The sequence below is a fragment of the Shewanella hafniensis genome, from assembly GCF_019655335.1.
GTDB classification, from domain to species: Bacteria; Pseudomonadota; Gammaproteobacteria; order Enterobacterales; family Shewanellaceae; genus Shewanella; species Shewanella hafniensis.
Genome location: NZ_BPFD01000016.1, coordinates 55,042 through 70,126, shown reverse-complemented (window position 1 = coordinate 70,126; position 15,085 = coordinate 55,042). Strand labels below are relative to the sequence as shown.

Annotated in this window: 15 protein-coding genes; 12 read left to right on the top strand and 3 right to left on the bottom strand. The window is 44.7% G+C overall.

Features of this window, described 5'->3' with window-relative positions; translation table 11 throughout:
• Positions 1 to 613 precede the first annotated feature (613 nt).
• Positions 614 to 1,909 (bottom strand): tyrosine-type recombinase/integrase, encoded by a 1,296-nt coding sequence (locus K5Q99_RS07275; protein ID WP_220776464.1) that lies wholly within the window; start codon positions 1,907 to 1,909, stop codon positions 614 to 616.
• Between the two features lie 61 nt (positions 1,910 to 1,970).
• Positions 1,971 to 2,189, bottom strand: a complete 219-nt coding sequence (locus K5Q99_RS22415; protein WP_106650466.1) for a hypothetical protein — start codon at positions 2,187 to 2,189, stop codon at positions 1,971 to 1,973.
• A gap of 180 nt (positions 2,190 to 2,369) precedes the next feature.
• Between K5Q99_RS22415 and K5Q99_RS07270 the strand changes: the two genes are divergently transcribed.
• On the top strand, positions 2,370 to 3,941 hold the full coding sequence (locus tag K5Q99_RS07270; protein WP_220592937.1) for a DUF3369 domain-containing protein: 1,572 nt from the start codon (positions 2,370 to 2,372) through the stop codon (positions 3,939 to 3,941).
• Between the two features lie 70 nt (positions 3,942 to 4,011).
• Here the strand turns inward: K5Q99_RS07270 and K5Q99_RS07265 are convergent, their stop codons facing one another.
• Positions 4,012 to 4,464 (bottom strand): hypothetical protein, encoded by a 453-nt coding sequence (locus tag K5Q99_RS07265; protein ID WP_246604412.1) that lies wholly within the window; start codon positions 4,462 to 4,464, stop codon positions 4,012 to 4,014.
• Positions 4,465 to 4,722: 258 nt separating this feature from the next.
• Between K5Q99_RS07265 and ccoN the strand changes: the two genes are divergently transcribed.
• From ccoN to ttcA, 11 genes are all read left to right on the top strand, one after another.
• Positions 4,723 to 6,159 (top strand): cytochrome-c oxidase, cbb3-type subunit I, encoded by a 1,437-nt coding sequence (gene ccoN, locus K5Q99_RS07260; protein ID WP_006081607.1) that lies wholly within the window; start codon positions 4,723 to 4,725, stop codon positions 6,157 to 6,159.
• Positions 6,160 to 6,172: 13 nt separating this feature from the next.
• Positions 6,173 to 6,799 carry a cytochrome-c oxidase, cbb3-type subunit II gene (gene ccoO / locus K5Q99_RS07255; protein ID WP_006087156.1) on the top strand — a complete coding sequence of 209 codons (627 nt, stop codon included), beginning with the start codon at positions 6,173 to 6,175 and terminating at the stop codon, positions 6,797 to 6,799.
• Positions 6,800 to 6,810: 11 nt separating this feature from the next.
• Positions 6,811 to 6,987, top strand: a complete 177-nt coding sequence (locus K5Q99_RS07250) for a CcoQ/FixQ family Cbb3-type cytochrome c oxidase assembly chaperone (protein WP_006081605.1) — start codon at positions 6,811 to 6,813, stop codon at positions 6,985 to 6,987.
• Positions 6,987 to 7,955, top strand: a complete 969-nt coding sequence (gene ccoP / locus K5Q99_RS07245) for a cytochrome-c oxidase, cbb3-type subunit III (protein ID WP_006087157.1) — start codon at positions 6,987 to 6,989, stop codon at positions 7,953 to 7,955. Before K5Q99_RS07250 ends, ccoP begins: the two co-directional genes overlap by 1 nt.
• 110 nt (positions 7,956 to 8,065) lie before the next feature.
• Positions 8,066 to 8,545 carry a FixH family protein gene (locus K5Q99_RS07240; RefSeq protein ID WP_006087158.1) on the top strand — a complete coding sequence of 160 codons (480 nt, stop codon included), beginning with the start codon at positions 8,066 to 8,068 and terminating at the stop codon, positions 8,543 to 8,545.
• A gap of 36 nt (positions 8,546 to 8,581) precedes the next feature.
• Positions 8,582 to 10,981 carry a heavy metal translocating P-type ATPase gene (locus K5Q99_RS07235; RefSeq protein ID WP_220776462.1) on the top strand — a complete coding sequence of 800 codons (2,400 nt, stop codon included), beginning with the start codon at positions 8,582 to 8,584 and terminating at the stop codon, positions 10,979 to 10,981.
• Between the two features lie 38 nt (positions 10,982 to 11,019).
• Positions 11,020 to 11,235 carry a cbb3-type cytochrome oxidase assembly protein CcoS gene (gene ccoS / locus K5Q99_RS07230; RefSeq protein ID WP_220776461.1) on the top strand — a complete coding sequence of 72 codons (216 nt, stop codon included), beginning with the start codon at positions 11,020 to 11,022 and terminating at the stop codon, positions 11,233 to 11,235.
• An 11-nt stretch (positions 11,236 to 11,246) separates the two neighbouring features.
• Positions 11,247 to 11,939: a sulfite exporter TauE/SafE family protein gene (locus K5Q99_RS07225; RefSeq protein WP_220776466.1), complete on the top strand. Its 693-nt coding sequence runs from the start codon at positions 11,247 to 11,249 to the stop codon at positions 11,937 to 11,939.
• Positions 11,940 to 11,994: 55 nt separating this feature from the next.
• Positions 11,995 to 12,747 carry an electron transport transcriptional regulator EtrA gene (etrA, locus tag K5Q99_RS07220; protein WP_006081599.1) on the top strand — a complete coding sequence of 251 codons (753 nt, stop codon included), beginning with the start codon at positions 11,995 to 11,997 and terminating at the stop codon, positions 12,745 to 12,747.
• 258 nt (positions 12,748 to 13,005) lie between these two features.
• Positions 13,006 to 13,938 carry a universal stress protein UspE gene (gene uspE, locus K5Q99_RS07215; protein WP_106650460.1) on the top strand — a complete coding sequence of 311 codons (933 nt, stop codon included), beginning with the start codon at positions 13,006 to 13,008 and terminating at the stop codon, positions 13,936 to 13,938.
• A gap of 78 nt (positions 13,939 to 14,016) precedes the next feature.
• Positions 14,017 to 14,985, top strand: coding sequence for a tRNA 2-thiocytidine(32) synthetase TtcA (gene ttcA, locus K5Q99_RS07210; RefSeq protein WP_198555449.1), 969 nt, complete (start codon positions 14,017 to 14,019; stop codon positions 14,983 to 14,985).
• Positions 14,986 to 15,085: the final 100 nt, after the last annotated feature.

The following is a 15,085-nucleotide window of genomic DNA, read 5'->3' as shown; positions in this document are numbered from 1 at the left end:
GGTTAAAACCCACATTCGTCATCGGTAATGATGTGGGTTTTAAGCTGAAAGCCATTCATATAAATCTCACTTATTATCCCCATTGCTTAACTCATTAAAGCAATATCGTCCAGCACCCAATATCCGTTACAAATATATCTAGCAGACCTCCGCACTCAGATACGATTTAAATCATGGCGTTTTATCCGCGCAAATTTCAATTCGTTTAGATTTTTAAATATACGCCTGCATTGTCGGCGGCTCACTTACCACACCTACAACATATGTAAGTAGAAACCTTGAAGCAATCCGATATGCGTTGACTTGATATTTGATTTGTGGAAAATAAATAGATTGGCGGTAAATAATGCACAAAATTACCACCAAATCATTGATTTTAATATGAAAAATAAATCTCAATTTAGGTGGCAAAAATGTTCAAAAATCTCAACTTGAATGGCAATGTTGTTATTTTGTTAAACCATCAAGTCATTGAATAAGTTCAATTACGGCTGCCTGAGATTCTCATTCTGTGTGACCACGAACACGTGTGCACTCAGAATAAGGATCTCGGGCATATAAGAACCTTCTCTTATGTGCTTATATTTAGGACTCAATATAACTTAGGGCTGAGTTACTCGATGCCTTTTAAATGGTCGATTGGTTTATTGTATGCACTTTCATGGCGTTCGATTTGGCTTGTGTGCAAATACTGTGACGTGGTGTCAATGCTCTCATGGCCAGCGTCGGCTTGTACGTGGGATAACGGTCTGCGGTTAATATTGATATCGTGTGTGATGCCTGTGTGACGAATATTATGGGCTGTAAGTTTGCGCATCTGCGCGGCGTCTTGTGCAAAGCCATCGGCTTCGATACTTTCTGCTGCCAGATTGATAATACTTTGAATTTCATCGCGGACTTGGCGAATACCGAGATTGGCATTGAGGATGCCTACATCTCGACCACGACCAGCAGCTTTGTGCCGCACAAACAGTGGATGGTTCTCGTTTGGCCTTGGATAATCCGTTAAGCCTAGAAACTGGCGGTATTTGACTAAGGCGTCGAGTAAAGCTTTTGAGATTGCCACGCTGCGCCTTTTACCACCTTTGCTCAATGGAATATGAAAACTCCAAATACCCGTTTGTTGATTGTGCTTAAACTGATCCATCACCGGTGAATAACCTGCGCGTGCAGACACATCTGAGATACGTAAATAGCAACAATAAATCAATGAAATCAGAAATAAGCTTCTTTGATGTAATTCTGGCGATGCTTCTGCCAGCGCAGTTACGGTCGCCATAATGTATGACCACTGTAATTCAGTGAATGCGAGACTGTTATCATCTTCATGATGTTGACGCTGATATTGCCGATTGGCCGCGAATCGACTGTGATTCAGCCAAATTTGTGCCGGATTACGCTCACAATATTCTTCACTTGTCAGGTACGAGTAAAACGAAGACAAAATGGCCATTTTCGTTTTTAACGCATTGTCACTTAACGCATAAGGCTGGATTTGCCCGAGTCGCTTTTTACCGACAAATGGCCGCCACTGTGGGTTTGGAACCCGTTCATCACGCATTTTATCGAGCTTGAATTGTGGCACATTAAAATAGCCAATTAGTGCTATGGGCGGCGCTTGGCAGTAATCCACGTAATGGCTCATGTCTTTGCGAGTGACTTCTATAGGCGACATTGAAACCACATCAAAACACCAATGAAGAAATGTAGTGAGCTCGCTGCGATAGGCTTTATAGTTGTTTTCGTTATGCTTTTGCTCAAACAACCAATCACTGGCGTGCTCAATCACTAAACCCGCATCGGCCACCTTTTTCATGCTAATTTGGGTGATATATTGGTTAACGACACTATTGCCAACTTGTATGAATTCAAATGAGTCAAATAACGGGATTACGGGAGGAAGTTGCATATTGCATCTGAATTATAAGGGTTTCTGATATGATAATACTTAAACGCAAATGCCGATAACGTTATTTATCGGCATCAACTAGGGTCAGATTTTGAGTACAACTGGACAATGTACATTTCTGGCATGTAATACGCTTTTGACAACAAATTAAGCATAACTGCCACACTTGCTGTTTAGACTGACTATCCAAGCACCTAAAATCTGCCGCACAGAGGTGCCCATCATGTATAAGCTGTGCCAGTTTATGCGTTGAAATCGACAAATTAATTTGGTGGCTCATGCCCTTACCCGCTAATTCAGTGTGTGATATGAACAGAATACACAAATGATAACTGTTATCAATAACTCAATTTAAGGTTTGCCACTCACCTCGCTATTTAATGTAAGAATTTGCACTGCATTGAAATGTGTCTACTACACTGATTATGTGATCATTATTTTTATTTGAATGAGGTATCGAATGCTGATTGATCTTGCAAAGAAAAATCCGCTGTTTTCCGGTAAAAAGCTTACCGAGACAACTGCATCAGGTATCCCTTGGAAGGTATTAGTGGTCGATGATGAACCTGATGTTCATACCGTCACTAAGCTTGCCCTCTCCCGCTTTAAACTCGATGGCCGCCCGCTTACTTTTATCAATGCCTACAGTGCCGAACAAGCAAAAGAGTTGATGAATCAGGAACATGATATCGCCATCGCCTTTATTGATGTTGTGATGGAGAGTGATCATGCGGGCTTAGAATTAGTAAAATGGATCCGCGAAGAACTGCAAAATAAAACCACTCGACTAATCCTGCGTACAGGCCAGCCAGGTCAAGCACCTGAAGAAGACGTTATCGTTAATTATGATATTAATGATTACAAAGCCAAAGCTGAACTCGATTCCCGTAAACTGATGACCAGCGTCTACTCTGCCCTACGTTCTTACCGCGATATTATGGAAATTGAACAAGCAAGGCGCACCCAAATAAATCACCGTAAAGGGCTAGAAAGGGTGCTAGAAGCTACATCTGGATTATTTGAGCTGCGCACCCTGCATAAATTTGCAGATGGTCTGCTAACTCAAGTCGCCACCCTACTCAATCTGGATTCTGAAACCTTATTGCTAACGTGTAATGCCATTGATGCCATAAGCGGTCATCTGGATCCTGTGAACATAGAAATCCTCGCAGGCACAGGCCAATTCTCAAATAAATCCCATATTACTCAATTACCAGAGCATATCGACCGCTTACTGCGCAGTGCGATCACGCAAAAACGCTGCCTGTATGAAGACAATTGCTTTATCGGTTACTTCCCCACAAAAAGCGGGTTAATCAATCTACTGTATATGGATGGTATCGATAAAATTGATGATCTTGACAAGAAACTTATTGATATTTTTGCTATCAACGTCGGCGTTGCATTTGAAAATTTACTGCTCAATCAAGAAGTCGAAGATACCCAGTCTGAACTCATTCTACGTTTAGGGGATGTGGTTGAAAGCCGCTCAAAAGAAGCCGCAAACCATGTGAAACGTATGGCAGAATATTGCTCTCAGTTGGCCTTACTCGCTGGTTTACCTGAATACGAAGCTGATTTACTACGCCGTGCTTCACCTATGCATGACATAGGTAAGATAGCGATCCCCGATGCGGTTCTGCTCAAACCTGGCAAGTTAGATGATGAAGAATGGAAAGTCATGCGTCAGCACCCTACAATTGGCCATCAGATTTTGGCAAATTCTGAGCGACCCATACTAAAGGCGGCATCAATTATTGCACTACAACACCATGAAAAATATGATGGTTCTGGCTATCCTGCCAATTTAAAACAAGACGAAATTCACATTTTCGCGCGCATTGTTGCCATTGCAGATGTATTTGATGCACTTTCCCATGCCCGCTGTTATAAAACGGCCTGGCCTTTAGAAGAAGTGTTAGCTGAAATGCGTAAAGGCGCTGCGAAACACTTTGACCCGCACTTATTACAGCTCTTTATTGATAATGTGGATATTTTTGTCAAAGTAAAAGACAGTTGGAAAGATAGTTAATCCTTAATCACCCGAGTTAACACTCTCTAATAATACGCTGAGGACGATTCGAATAAATATCTAGCCAGTCTTAACCATTGTTATCCGCAAGAAAATCAAACACTGTCGCTTTGGTTTCGCCATTTACTTCAAAACTTACAAAACCGCGCCAAACCATATAACCACTGCTACAGGAGCCATATACCATCTGACCAATATAGGTCATTTCATCGGTTTGCTTCACATTTACAGGAATAACCCCCATAAACATATCTCTTCCTTCTAAACGAATTTGCACATTTTTGATAGGCGTTGAAGCTAACAGCCTTAATGTTAATGGCTTTTCGCTCGGGGCATTCGCTGGCGATAGGCTAATAGAGAGTTTGATATCGTCCACTTGTTTAACGCAATCCCCTGCCGAAAATTGACAGAGAGAAGGATCAGAGCTGCTTTTATGTGTGACTTGCTTAGCATCTTCAGTACAAGCTGTGAGATTGATGAGAATTAACGCGATGAATAAATAGAGATTAGGACGATTTAGCACAAAGATTAACCTTATGACGCAATATGTTAACATTCTATGGCGTAGGTTGATCTAGATCAACTTTCTACACCCCTTCTTTGGTATCTTTTTTGATATTGCTCAAGTATCATTGCGAAACCTCATATTTGAGCAAAAATATGCAGGGTAACGCATTGACATAGCTCAGCAACCTTAATAGGGAAGCTGAGTTTTATGTCATTTTATAACAGGTAAAGCTTGTCTTTACTAAAAGTAAAAGTAATAAGCAGTGGAAGCATTATGATGAACCATTCCCAGCCAACAGGCGCTGATTACAATTACGCCATTGTCCGCCAATTTGCCTTAACCACAGTTTTGTGGGGTATTGTTGGTATGTCAGTCGGCGTATTAATTGCGGCTCAGTTAATCTGGCCTCAGCTGAACTTTGACACTCCTTGGTTAACGTATAGTCGCTTGCGACCATTACACACCAATGCTGTGATCTTCGCGTTCGGTACATCAGCCCTTTTTGCAACATCCTATTATGTCGTACAACGCACCTGTCAAACCCGACTATTTGCACCTAAGTTAGCCGCATTTACGTTTTGGGGATGGCAAGCCATCATTCTGTCAGCAGCTATCACTTTACCAATGGGTTTCACTCAAGGTAAAGAATACGCTGAATTGGAATGGCCTATCGATATCGCAATTACTATCGTTTGGGTGTCCTACGCTATTGTGTTCTTCGGTACTATTATCAAACGAACGACTTCGCATATTTATGTGGCGAACTGGTTCTTTGGTGCCTTTATTATTACCGTTGCTGTACTACACATAGTTAACTCTATGGCAGTACCAGTCAGTCTGTTCAAGTCATACTCTCTGTATAGCGGCGCTGTCGATGCTATGGTGCAGTGGTGGTATGGTCACAATGCGGTAGGTTTCTTATTAACCGCAGGCTTCTTGGGGATGATGTATTACTTCGTACCTAAGCAAGCGGGTCGTCCTGTGTACTCTTACCGTCTATCTATCGTCCATTTTTGGGCTTTGATCGCACTGTATATTTGGGCTGGTCCTCACCACTTACATTACACAGCTTTACCTGACTGGACTCAGTCTTTAGGTATGGTGATGTCACTGATCCTATTCGCACCTTCTTGGGGCGGTATGATTAACGGTATCATGACCTTGTCTGGTGCTTGGCATAAACTGCGTACTGACCCTGTATTGCGTTTCTTAGTCGTTTCTCTGTCTTTCTACGGTATGTCTACCTTCGAAGGCCCGATGATGGCAATTAAGACAGTTAACGCATTATCACATTATACAGACTGGACTATCGGTCACGTTCATTCCGGCGCGCTAGGCTGGGTTGCAATGGTGTCTATTGGTTCTCTGTATCACTTGATCCCTGTATTGTTCGGCCACGGCCGCATGTACAGCATCAAGTTAGTCAACGTCCATTTCTGGTTAGCGACTATTGGTACTGTGCTTTACATCGTATCTATGTGGATTTCAGGTGTAATGCAAGGTCTAATGTGGCGCGCAGTGAATGCTGACGGTACTTTGACTTATAGCTTTGTTGAAAGTCTTGAAGCTTCATATCCTTTCTACTTTGTACGTTTCCTTGGCGGTTGTTTCTTCTTAACCGGTATGCTGATCATGGCATACAACGTGATCCGTACTGTGAAAGCCTCTAAAGATTCATTGCCAGCATTGGCAGAACCAACAGCGGCTTAAAGGAGCAAACTCGATGAAATTTAATCATGAGATAGTTGAAAAAAACATCGGTTTGTTAGCGATCTTTACCGTTATCGCTATCAGTTTCGGTAGTCTCGTTGAAATCACACCGTTGATTTTTCAAAAAGATACGACTGAGCCTGTGGAAGGTTTAAAGCCATACACTGCTCTGCAAATTGAAGGCCGTGACATCTATGTTCGTGAAGGTTGTTATAACTGTCACAGCCAGATGATCCGTCCTTTGCGTGCAGAAACTGAACGTTATGGTCACTACTCTGTCGCGGGTGAATCGGTTTGGGATCATCCATTCCAATGGGGTTCTAAGCGTACAGGTCCTGATCTTGCCCGTGTTGGCGGTCGTTACAGCGATAAATGGCATGAAGTTCACTTAATCGATCCTCGTGCTGTAGTACCTCAATCGAATATGCCAGGGTTCCCATGGTTAGCCGAAAACAAGTTAGACGGCGAACTGACGGGCGATAAGATGACTATCCTACGTAACATGCATAAAGGCGGTTACAAAGGTAATGATCTTTATACCGATGAAGAAATCGCAGGCGCACAGCAAGCTGTTGCAGGTAAGACAGAGCTGGAAGCCTTGATTGCATATCTTCAGTCTTTGGGTCACGCACTCAAATAAGGAGGCAATATATGGATTACGGCACATTACAAGGCATTTTAACCATCATTGTGATGCTGACCTTCGTCGGTATATTTGCTTGGGCATATAGCTCGCGTCGTCAAAAATCTTTTGATGAAGCAGCTAACCTTGTGTTTTCCGATGAGGAAGTCAGCAAGGTATCGAAGGACTCAGGAGAGAATAAGTGATGAGTAGCTTCTGGAGTGTTTGGATTAGCGTACTCTCGTTAATTGTGATCGCGGGATGTTTTCTATTACTGCGTGTGTGTTCTAAGAACACCACGGACGTAAAAGAAGGCGAATCCATGGGTCACAGTTTCGACGGTATTGAAGAACTCAATAACCCACTACCAAAATGGTGGAGTTATATGTTCTATATCACTATCGTGTTTGGCTTGATCTATCTAGCCTTATTTCCTGGTTTAGGTAACTACAAAGGCCTTTTAGGCTGGACCAGTTCTAACCAAAGCATTGGTACTGAGCAAGGTATTAAAGCCGACTCTGCCGCAGCCATTGAGCTTGCCGCAAAAGAAGGCCGTTATGTTCAGTATGACCAAGAAGTAAAACACGCTGATGAAAAATATGGCCCAATCTTCGCGGCTTACTTGGCTACACCACTAGAAGAATTAGTGAAAAACCAAGAGGCATTAAAAGTGGGCGGCCGTTTGTTCCTACAAAACTGCGCACAGTGCCACGGCTCTGACGCACGTGGTAGCAAAGGCTTCCCTAATCTCACCGATGGTGACTGGTTATATGGTGGCGACTTAGCCACGATTAAAACCACTATCATGGGTGGTCGTCATGGCATGATGCCGCCAAAAGGTGGTTTGCCAATCGATGACAGCGAAATTGCGGGTTTAGCTGAATACGTTGTTAAATTGTCTGGTCGTGAACACGATGAAACACTCGCCGCTCAAGGTCAAGGCTCATTCATGAAAGGTTGTTTCGCGTGTCATGGTATGGACGCTAAAGGCAACAAGTTCATGGGTGCTCCGAATTTAACTGACGATGTTTGGTTATATGGCGGTAGCCGCGGCGTGATCGAAGAAACGATCAAACACGGCCGTGCTGGTGTCATGCCAGCCTGGAAAGACGTTCTCGGTGAAGAGAAAGTTCACGTGATCGCAGCTTATGTTTATAGCTTGTCAAACAAGTAATTAGATGTGAGTAATGCTAAGGCCTCGAAGACTTCGAGGCCTTTTTTTTAAAGTGCTAAAACCGTCTTTTAACGGTAAAATGGCGCAAATTTTTTGAATGGGTATCTGACATGAGCGAACAACAAGCCTGGTATAAGCAGTTCTGGCCTTGGTTTTTAATTATTCTTCCTTTATGTGCCGTCGTCGCAAGTTTTACCACACTAAAAATTGCCCTTACGAACTCGGACTCTTTAGTCGCCGAGGATTACTACAAAGATGGCAAAGCCATTAATATGGACTTAAGTAAAGTAAAGTATGCCAAACAAATAGGCATGAATTTTTTACTCGAACAAACTAATAATGAAATTCTACTGACGCAACAAGGTGGTCCCGCTTCTCAAGCAGCGCTGAAAGTCGAGTTCTACCATCCAACCATTGCCGACAGAGACATCAAGCTCACCGCTACAGCCGATGCCAGTAATGTGTATCGCATTACCGTGCCTGCCACACTGATCGGCCCTTGGGAAGTGCGTCTGGAAAGTTACGATGGCAAATGGCGCATTCACCAACGCGTTGAATTAAAAGATCATGTCCAACTTTGGCTGAACTGATTGTGGTTGAATTGATTTAGTTAAATAAGAATTGCTATGACACATCCAAGTTGTTTTCACTGCCAAGAGCCCGTGCTGACGGGCCAGCAGTTTGTGACTCGCATTAATGATCGTGATGAACTGATGTGTTGCCCTGGTTGCCAGGCGGTTTCTCAGGCGATTGTGGATGCGGGATTACTCAGTTATTACAAGTTCCGCACTGAGCCTGGCAGTAAACAGAACGCACTCGTCCCCGAAGCCTTAACGCAATTTAGCGCCTATGACTTGCCTGAAGTGCAGCAAGACTTTGTCCATTCTGAAGATAATGTCGAGTCAGTGTCACTCTCTATTGATGGTATCACCTGCGCGGCCTGTGCTTGGTTGATTGAGCACAAAGTGAAACAACTAACGGGTGTGAGCCAAGTACTGGTTAACTCGACCACCCAACGCGCCATGATCAGTTGGGATAAACGCACGGTAAGACTCAGCGATATTCTCGGGCAAATTAGCCGTATTGGTTATCAAGCCGCACCCTACCAAGTCGATGAGCAAGAGCTCAACAATAAACTCAATAGTCGAAAGTTTTTACTGCGTCTAGGCTTAGCCGGCTTTTCGACCATGCAAGTGATGATGTTCGCCCTCGCCCTCTATACCGGCTACTTCACCGATTTAGATGTGCAATATCGAGACTATTTCCGCTGGGTCAGCATGATTTTTGCTACCCCCGTAGTGCTTTACTCGGCGCAGCCCTTCTATTTCAGTGCTATTCGTACCCTGCTCAGCGGCAAACTCAATATGGATGTCTCAGTCTCCATTGCGATTGGCGGCGCATACGTAGCCAGCTGTTTTGCCACAGTCAATGGCACCGGCGAAGTGTATTTTGAATCTGTGTCCATGTTTACCTTCTTCCTGTTACTCGGGCGCTACTTCGAACAAAAAGCCAGGCAAAAGGCCTCGGTTAGCTCAAGTAATTTGCATAAGTTAGTGCCACTCACGGCGCACTTAGTGAACGACAATAGTCAGGAAGAAGTTCCCGCCAAAAAGTTACGCCTCAATGATGTGATCCTCGTTAAACCTGGTGAAATGGTAGCTGCCGATGGCGTAGTGATTGAAGGTCACACTAGCATCAATGAAGCTATGCTCACTGGCGAGCAAATGCCGATTGAAAAAACTCTTGCTAGCCAAGTTTACGCAGGCACTATCAACGTCGACCAACCCATCAAAGTCAGCGTCACTGCACTAGGGCAAGACCAACTCGTGGCTGAGATTATTCGACTACAAGAGCTTGCATCCAATACAAAACCTGCAATTGCGCTCTTAGCCGATAAATTATCCCGTTATTTCTCGGGCACAATCCTAACCATAGCGACAATCACCTATTTGGTTTGGCAGCAGATATCCCCAGAAGATGCCTTTTGGGTAACGCTATCGGTTCTAGTTGCTACCTGTCCTTGCGCCTTAGCACTTGCCACACCAACTGCCGTCACCTGCGCGACGGCTATTTTTACTCGCCTTGGGATTATTACTCGCAAAGCCGGTGTGTTTGAAAAACTGCCGCTGGTCAAGCATGTTGTCTTTGATAAAACCGGCACCCTCACCTGTGGTACCCTCTCTATTGGGGCAACGCAGTGCATGGCTGATTTAACCAAGATGCAAGCCTTAGCCATTGCCGCAGCGCTGGAAACAGGGTCTCGCCACCCAATTGCCGCCGCATTTGCCGAGTTTACCGATAATGCGCTTGTTGCCGAAGAGGTTCACCATCAAGTCGGTTTTGGCGTCCGTGGCCGTATTGATGACACTGACTACATAATTGGTAATGCGGCATTTACTGGCGCGAGTATTGATAGTAGTGACCCGACCCAAAAGATTTGGTTAGCACGTTCATGCAATAATCAGCTTGAAGTACTGGCAAGCTTTGAAATTCAAGACAATATTCGCCAAGACAGCAAAGCCACAGTTGCGACGTTAAAGCAGCTAGGTTGCCGCATCAGTATTGCCAGTGGCGATAGCTCAGGGCATGTTCATCAATTGGCAAAAGAGTTGGGGATTGACGATGTACACAGCGGCTTGACGCCTGCAGATAAGCTTGCCCTAGTGACTCGGTTACAACAGCATACAAGGGTTGCAATGTTTGGCGATGGCATCAACGATGCACCTGTGCTTGCTGGGGCTGATTTGTCGGTGGCCATGGGCAGCGGCAGTGCTATCGCAAAAAACAGTGCCGATTTAATTTTATTGGGGGATCATCTGTCCCGCTTTACCCAAGCGGTTGCCGTTGCGAAACTGACGACACAGATTATCAGACAAAATTTAGCGTGGGCGCTGGGTTACAACGCCCTAATCTTGCCCTTAGCCGTTACTGGCCATGTGGCACCTTATATCGCCGCCATTGGCATGTCGGCGAGTTCTTTGATTGTGGTCGGTAATAGCCTGAGATTATTACGGGTTAAAGTGTAACCATAATAAGAGTTAAATCAGAATCATAAGAGGTCATTATGGAAATTATTTATGTGCTTATCCCCATTGCCATGATCTTTGTCGCGATTGCTGTAATGGTCTTTTTCTGGGCAGTCAAATCCGAGCAATTTGACGATTTAGATCGCCAAAGTGTGTCGATATTATTCGACGAAGACACTGTTAAACCAAATAGCCATCCCGTGCCTGAGAAAGAGGAAGCCGAAGCTGCACAAGAAAAAGGCATGCCTCTGTGATTGAGTTCGCAGTGATGGAGTACAATGTCACCGGCGCTTTTCTTGTAGGTCTCATGGGTGCTGCACATTGCTTTGGTATGTGTGGCGGTTTAGTGGGCGCTTTTTCCGCCCAAATCCCTCATCCTAAAATAGGTAACCAGCTGGCCCATCAGCTTAAATATTTACTGAGTTACAATCTTGGGCGTATTTTGAGTTACACCTTAGCGGGCGCCTTAGTGGGCGCTTCGGCGGCAGGTCTTGGTCACTTATTTGAACTGGATACCTATCTGATTGTGCTGCGCATCATCGCTGGATTGATGATGATCGCAACGGGGCTGTATATCGCCAAAATTTGGGTCGGAATCGTGCAGATTGAGCGCGTCGGTCAATGGTTATGGCAGTATTTAAAACCCATAGCGCAACGGCTTGTGCCTATCAAAAGTCCAAGCCAAGCAGTCATGGCGGGATTTATTTGGGGCTGGCTGCCCTGCGGACTCGTTTATAGCACCTTAACTTGGTCGGTTGCATCTGGCTCTGCTAGCCAAGGTGCCTTGATTATGTTGGCCTTTGGCTTAGGCACCTTACCCGCCCTATTAAGTGCAGGCGTGGCGGCAAAACGCCTTGCCGCTTGGGTGCAACAGAAAACCGTTAGACTATTAAGCGGCTTACTGTTAATTGCGTTTGGTGGTCAAACTTTATATATCGCACTCGCGCAGCTAAACTAGCCCAAGTGCGTGAATTGGTTTAACATGGCTGCAGTGGATAAACTTGAGAATCAACATGACAATTGAACAAAATAAGAATCGTCGTCCTGCCGCTAGCGGATGCACAATCCATTGTCACGATTGCAGTATGGGTACCCTTTGTATTCCTTTTACCCTCAATGCAAGTGAGCTAGATCAGCTCGATGATATTATTGAGCGTAAAAAGCCGATCCAAAAAGGCGAGCAAATTTTTAAATCGGGTGATGCGTTAAAATCCCTGTTTGCGATCCGCTCTGGCACCATCAAAAGTTATACGATTACCGAGCAAGGCGATGAGCAAATAACTGGCTTCCATTTAGCGGGTGATGTGATTGGTTTTGACGGTATCCACGCCCAGTTGCACCAGAGTTTTGCACAGGCCCTCGAAACCTCCATGGTCTGTGAGATCCCCTTTAATATCCTCGATGAACTTTCAGGCACTATGCCTAAATTGCGTCAGCAGATCATGCGCCTGATGAGCAATGAGATCATGAGCGATCAAGAAATGATCCTGCTACTCAGCAAGAAAAATGCCGAAGAACGCCTGGCTGCATTTATCAGCAATCTGGCTAATCGTTTTGGTAGCCGTGGCTTTTCGCCAAAGGAATTCCGCTTAACCATGACCCGCGGTGACATTGGTAATTATCTCGGTTTAACCGTAGAGACCATCAGTCGTTTACTTGGGCGTTTCCAAAAATCAGGCTTAATTGAGGTTAAGGGTAAGTATATTACTATCCTCGACTCACAAGAGCTGAATCTGTTAGCGGGTAATTCGCGCATAGCGAGATAGTTCACCGCAAGCGTGTTTTCTGCAAGAAAGTTGAGTGAAACATAATAGTTAAGTGCAAAAGTATTAGGCGCTAATTCCTTGCTATAGATTGCAAGAACAATTCAGTTGAAAAAACGCGGCTGGCTAGACATGTCATGCAGATTAAGGCATGATTTTTAAGCGAGTTTTAATCAATTTCAATTGAGTTTGATCTAGAACAATACAGCTAACTGCCAAAGGCTCATGATGATATTGAGCCTATGACTAAAGGAACCTCCCATGAAGGATTATCAAAAAATACTGGTTGTGGTTGACCCTACCACAGAGAATCAAGTTGCCCTCGCTCGAGCGGTAACCTTGGCCAGTAAATGCAATGCTCAAGTCACTGTGTTTCTTTCTATCTTCGACTTTTCTTATGAGATGACTTCGATTCTGTCGAATCAAGAGCGCGAAGCCATGCGCCAAGGCGTCATAGATCAACGTCTCGCTTGGATCCAAGACTTACTCGCCGCTTACGCTCATCTGCAACTCAATATCGATACCCAAGTCATTTGGCATAACCGCCCCTTCGAAAGCATTATTAATCATGCAATTTCAGGGCAATACGATTTGATTGTTAAAGGCACCCATGCCCACGACAAACTCAAAGCGGTGATCTTCACCCCAACCGATTGGCATTTAATGCGTAAAGCGCCTGTGCCAGTGTTGATGGTGAAAGCCCATGACTGGCCAGCGGCGGGTAAAATCCTTTGCGCTGTGAATGTGGCGACCGAAGATACCGATCATCAAATGCTTAACGGTAAAATCATTGAGCACGCAAAAGATTTGGCAGATAAATTCTCTGCCGAAGTGCATTTAGTTAATGGTTATCCCGGCACACCGGTAAACCTAGCCATTGAATTACCAGATTTTGATGCCCAATCCTATAACGAAACCATTCGCATGCAGCATGAGCAGCGCGTAAGTTATCTCGCTAATGCATACGGCATTAATCCAAACCATTGCCATGTAAAAGAAGGCCTGCCTGAGGATGTGATCCCTGAGCTTGCTGAAAAACTCGATGCCGAATTGGTGATCTTAGGCACAGTCGGCCGCACCGGATTTTCAGCGGCATTGATTGGTAATACCGCAGAGCATGTTATCGATAGCATTAATTGCGACTTACTGGCTATCAAACCTGACGGTTATAAATCGCCGTTAGAAGAAGCCTAAGCGATACGCGGCACTTTACCCCGCCAAAGATAGCTGGAATAATACGCGCCCTGAAACTGAGTTACTGGGCGCTTTTTTATGCTTGAAGCTATATCTGAAGTTACGGCAAATCCTATGTCTGAAGAATTATCAAAAAAACACACTACCCGTCTGAATAAATTACAGAAACGTCTGCGTCGTGAAGTGGGTAGCGCAATCGCCGATTACAATATGATTGAAGATGGCGATAAGATCATGTGCTGCCTCAGTGGCGGTAAAGACAGCTATGCGATGCTCGATATTTTGATGAATCTGCAGCAACGCGCGCCCATTCAGTTTGAAATCATTGCGGTTAATTTAGATCAGAAGCAACCAGGCTTCCCTGAGCATGTGCTGCCCGCCTATTTAGATAAGCTCAATGTGCCTTATCACATCCTCGAGAAAGACACTTACTCGATAGTGAAAGACAAGATCCCTGAAGGCAAAACCACCTGCTCCCTGTGTTCTCGCCTGCGACGCGGTACGCTCTATGGCTTTGCCCAGCGTATTGGCGCCACTAAAATCGCCCTAGGCCATCACAGGGATGACATTATCGAGACCTTGTTCTTGAATATGTTCTTTGGCGGTAAGATGAAAGCAATGCCGCCAAAGCTGCTGTCGGATGATGGCGCTAATGTGGTCATTCGGCCACTTGCCTATTGTCGCGAGAAAGATCTCGAAGAATATGCCAGCTTAAAAGAATTTCCAATCATCCCCTGTAACTTGTGTGGCTCGCAGGAAAACTTAAAGCGCGCCGCTGTCAAAGACATGCTGAATCAGTGGGATAGACAATACCCAGGTCGAATTGAAACAATTTTCACCGCTATGCAAAACACCGCACCATCACAGGGTGTTGACCGTGAGCAGTTCGACTTTGTGTCTCTAACGCGTGACCCTAACGCGCCTCTGCGTGGCGATGTTGCCGAAGCCAATCTGCCCGCATTCGATTTCCTAGATATCGCCAACAGCGGCCGTATTGATTTGGATGCAGCAAAACGCATTGATATTGTTAACACTTACGAAGTCTAATTAAGGCTGAAACTAGCGCCCTAATCAGTAAATAAGTTAAACCAGCAAAACAAAAATGCCCACATGATGTGGGCATTTTTATGGCTACAAAATAAGTTAA

Excerpts from the sequence above, each read along its gene's own strand:
- ccoS (WP_220776461.1), top strand. The coding sequence starts at position 11,020 with ATGGAAATTATTTATGTGCTTATCCCCATTGCCATGATCTTTGTCGCG.
- K5Q99_RS07240 (WP_006087158.1), top strand. The coding sequence starts at position 8,066 with ATGAGCGAACAACAAGCCTGGTATAAGCAGTTCTGGCCTTGGTTTTTA.
- etrA (WP_006081599.1), top strand. The coding sequence starts at position 11,995 with ATGACAATTGAACAAAATAAGAATCGTCGTCCTGCCGCTAGCGGATGC.
- uspE (WP_106650460.1), top strand. The coding sequence starts at position 13,006 with ATGAAGGATTATCAAAAAATACTGGTTGTGGTTGACCCTACCACAGAG.
- ttcA (WP_198555449.1), top strand. The coding sequence starts at position 14,017 with ATGCTTGAAGCTATATCTGAAGTTACGGCAAATCCTATGTCTGAAGAA.
- K5Q99_RS07250 (WP_006081605.1), top strand. The coding sequence starts at position 6,811 with ATGGATTACGGCACATTACAAGGCATTTTAACCATCATTGTGATGCTG.
- K5Q99_RS07235 (WP_220776462.1), top strand. The coding sequence starts at position 8,582 with ATGACACATCCAAGTTGTTTTCACTGCCAAGAGCCCGTGCTGACGGGC.
- ccoO (WP_006087156.1), top strand. The coding sequence starts at position 6,173 with ATGAAATTTAATCATGAGATAGTTGAAAAAAACATCGGTTTGTTAGCG.
- K5Q99_RS22415 (WP_106650466.1), bottom strand. The coding sequence starts at position 2,189 with ATGAGCCACCAAATTAATTTGTCGATTTCAACGCATAAACTGGCACAG.
- K5Q99_RS07270 (WP_220592937.1), top strand. The coding sequence starts at position 2,370 with ATGCTGATTGATCTTGCAAAGAAAAATCCGCTGTTTTCCGGTAAAAAG.
- K5Q99_RS07275 (WP_220776464.1), bottom strand. The coding sequence starts at position 1,909 with ATGCAACTTCCTCCCGTAATCCCGTTATTTGACTCATTTGAATTCATA.
- ccoP (WP_006087157.1), top strand. The coding sequence starts at position 6,987 with ATGAGTAGCTTCTGGAGTGTTTGGATTAGCGTACTCTCGTTAATTGTG.
- ccoN (WP_006081607.1), top strand. The coding sequence starts at position 4,723 with ATGATGAACCATTCCCAGCCAACAGGCGCTGATTACAATTACGCCATT.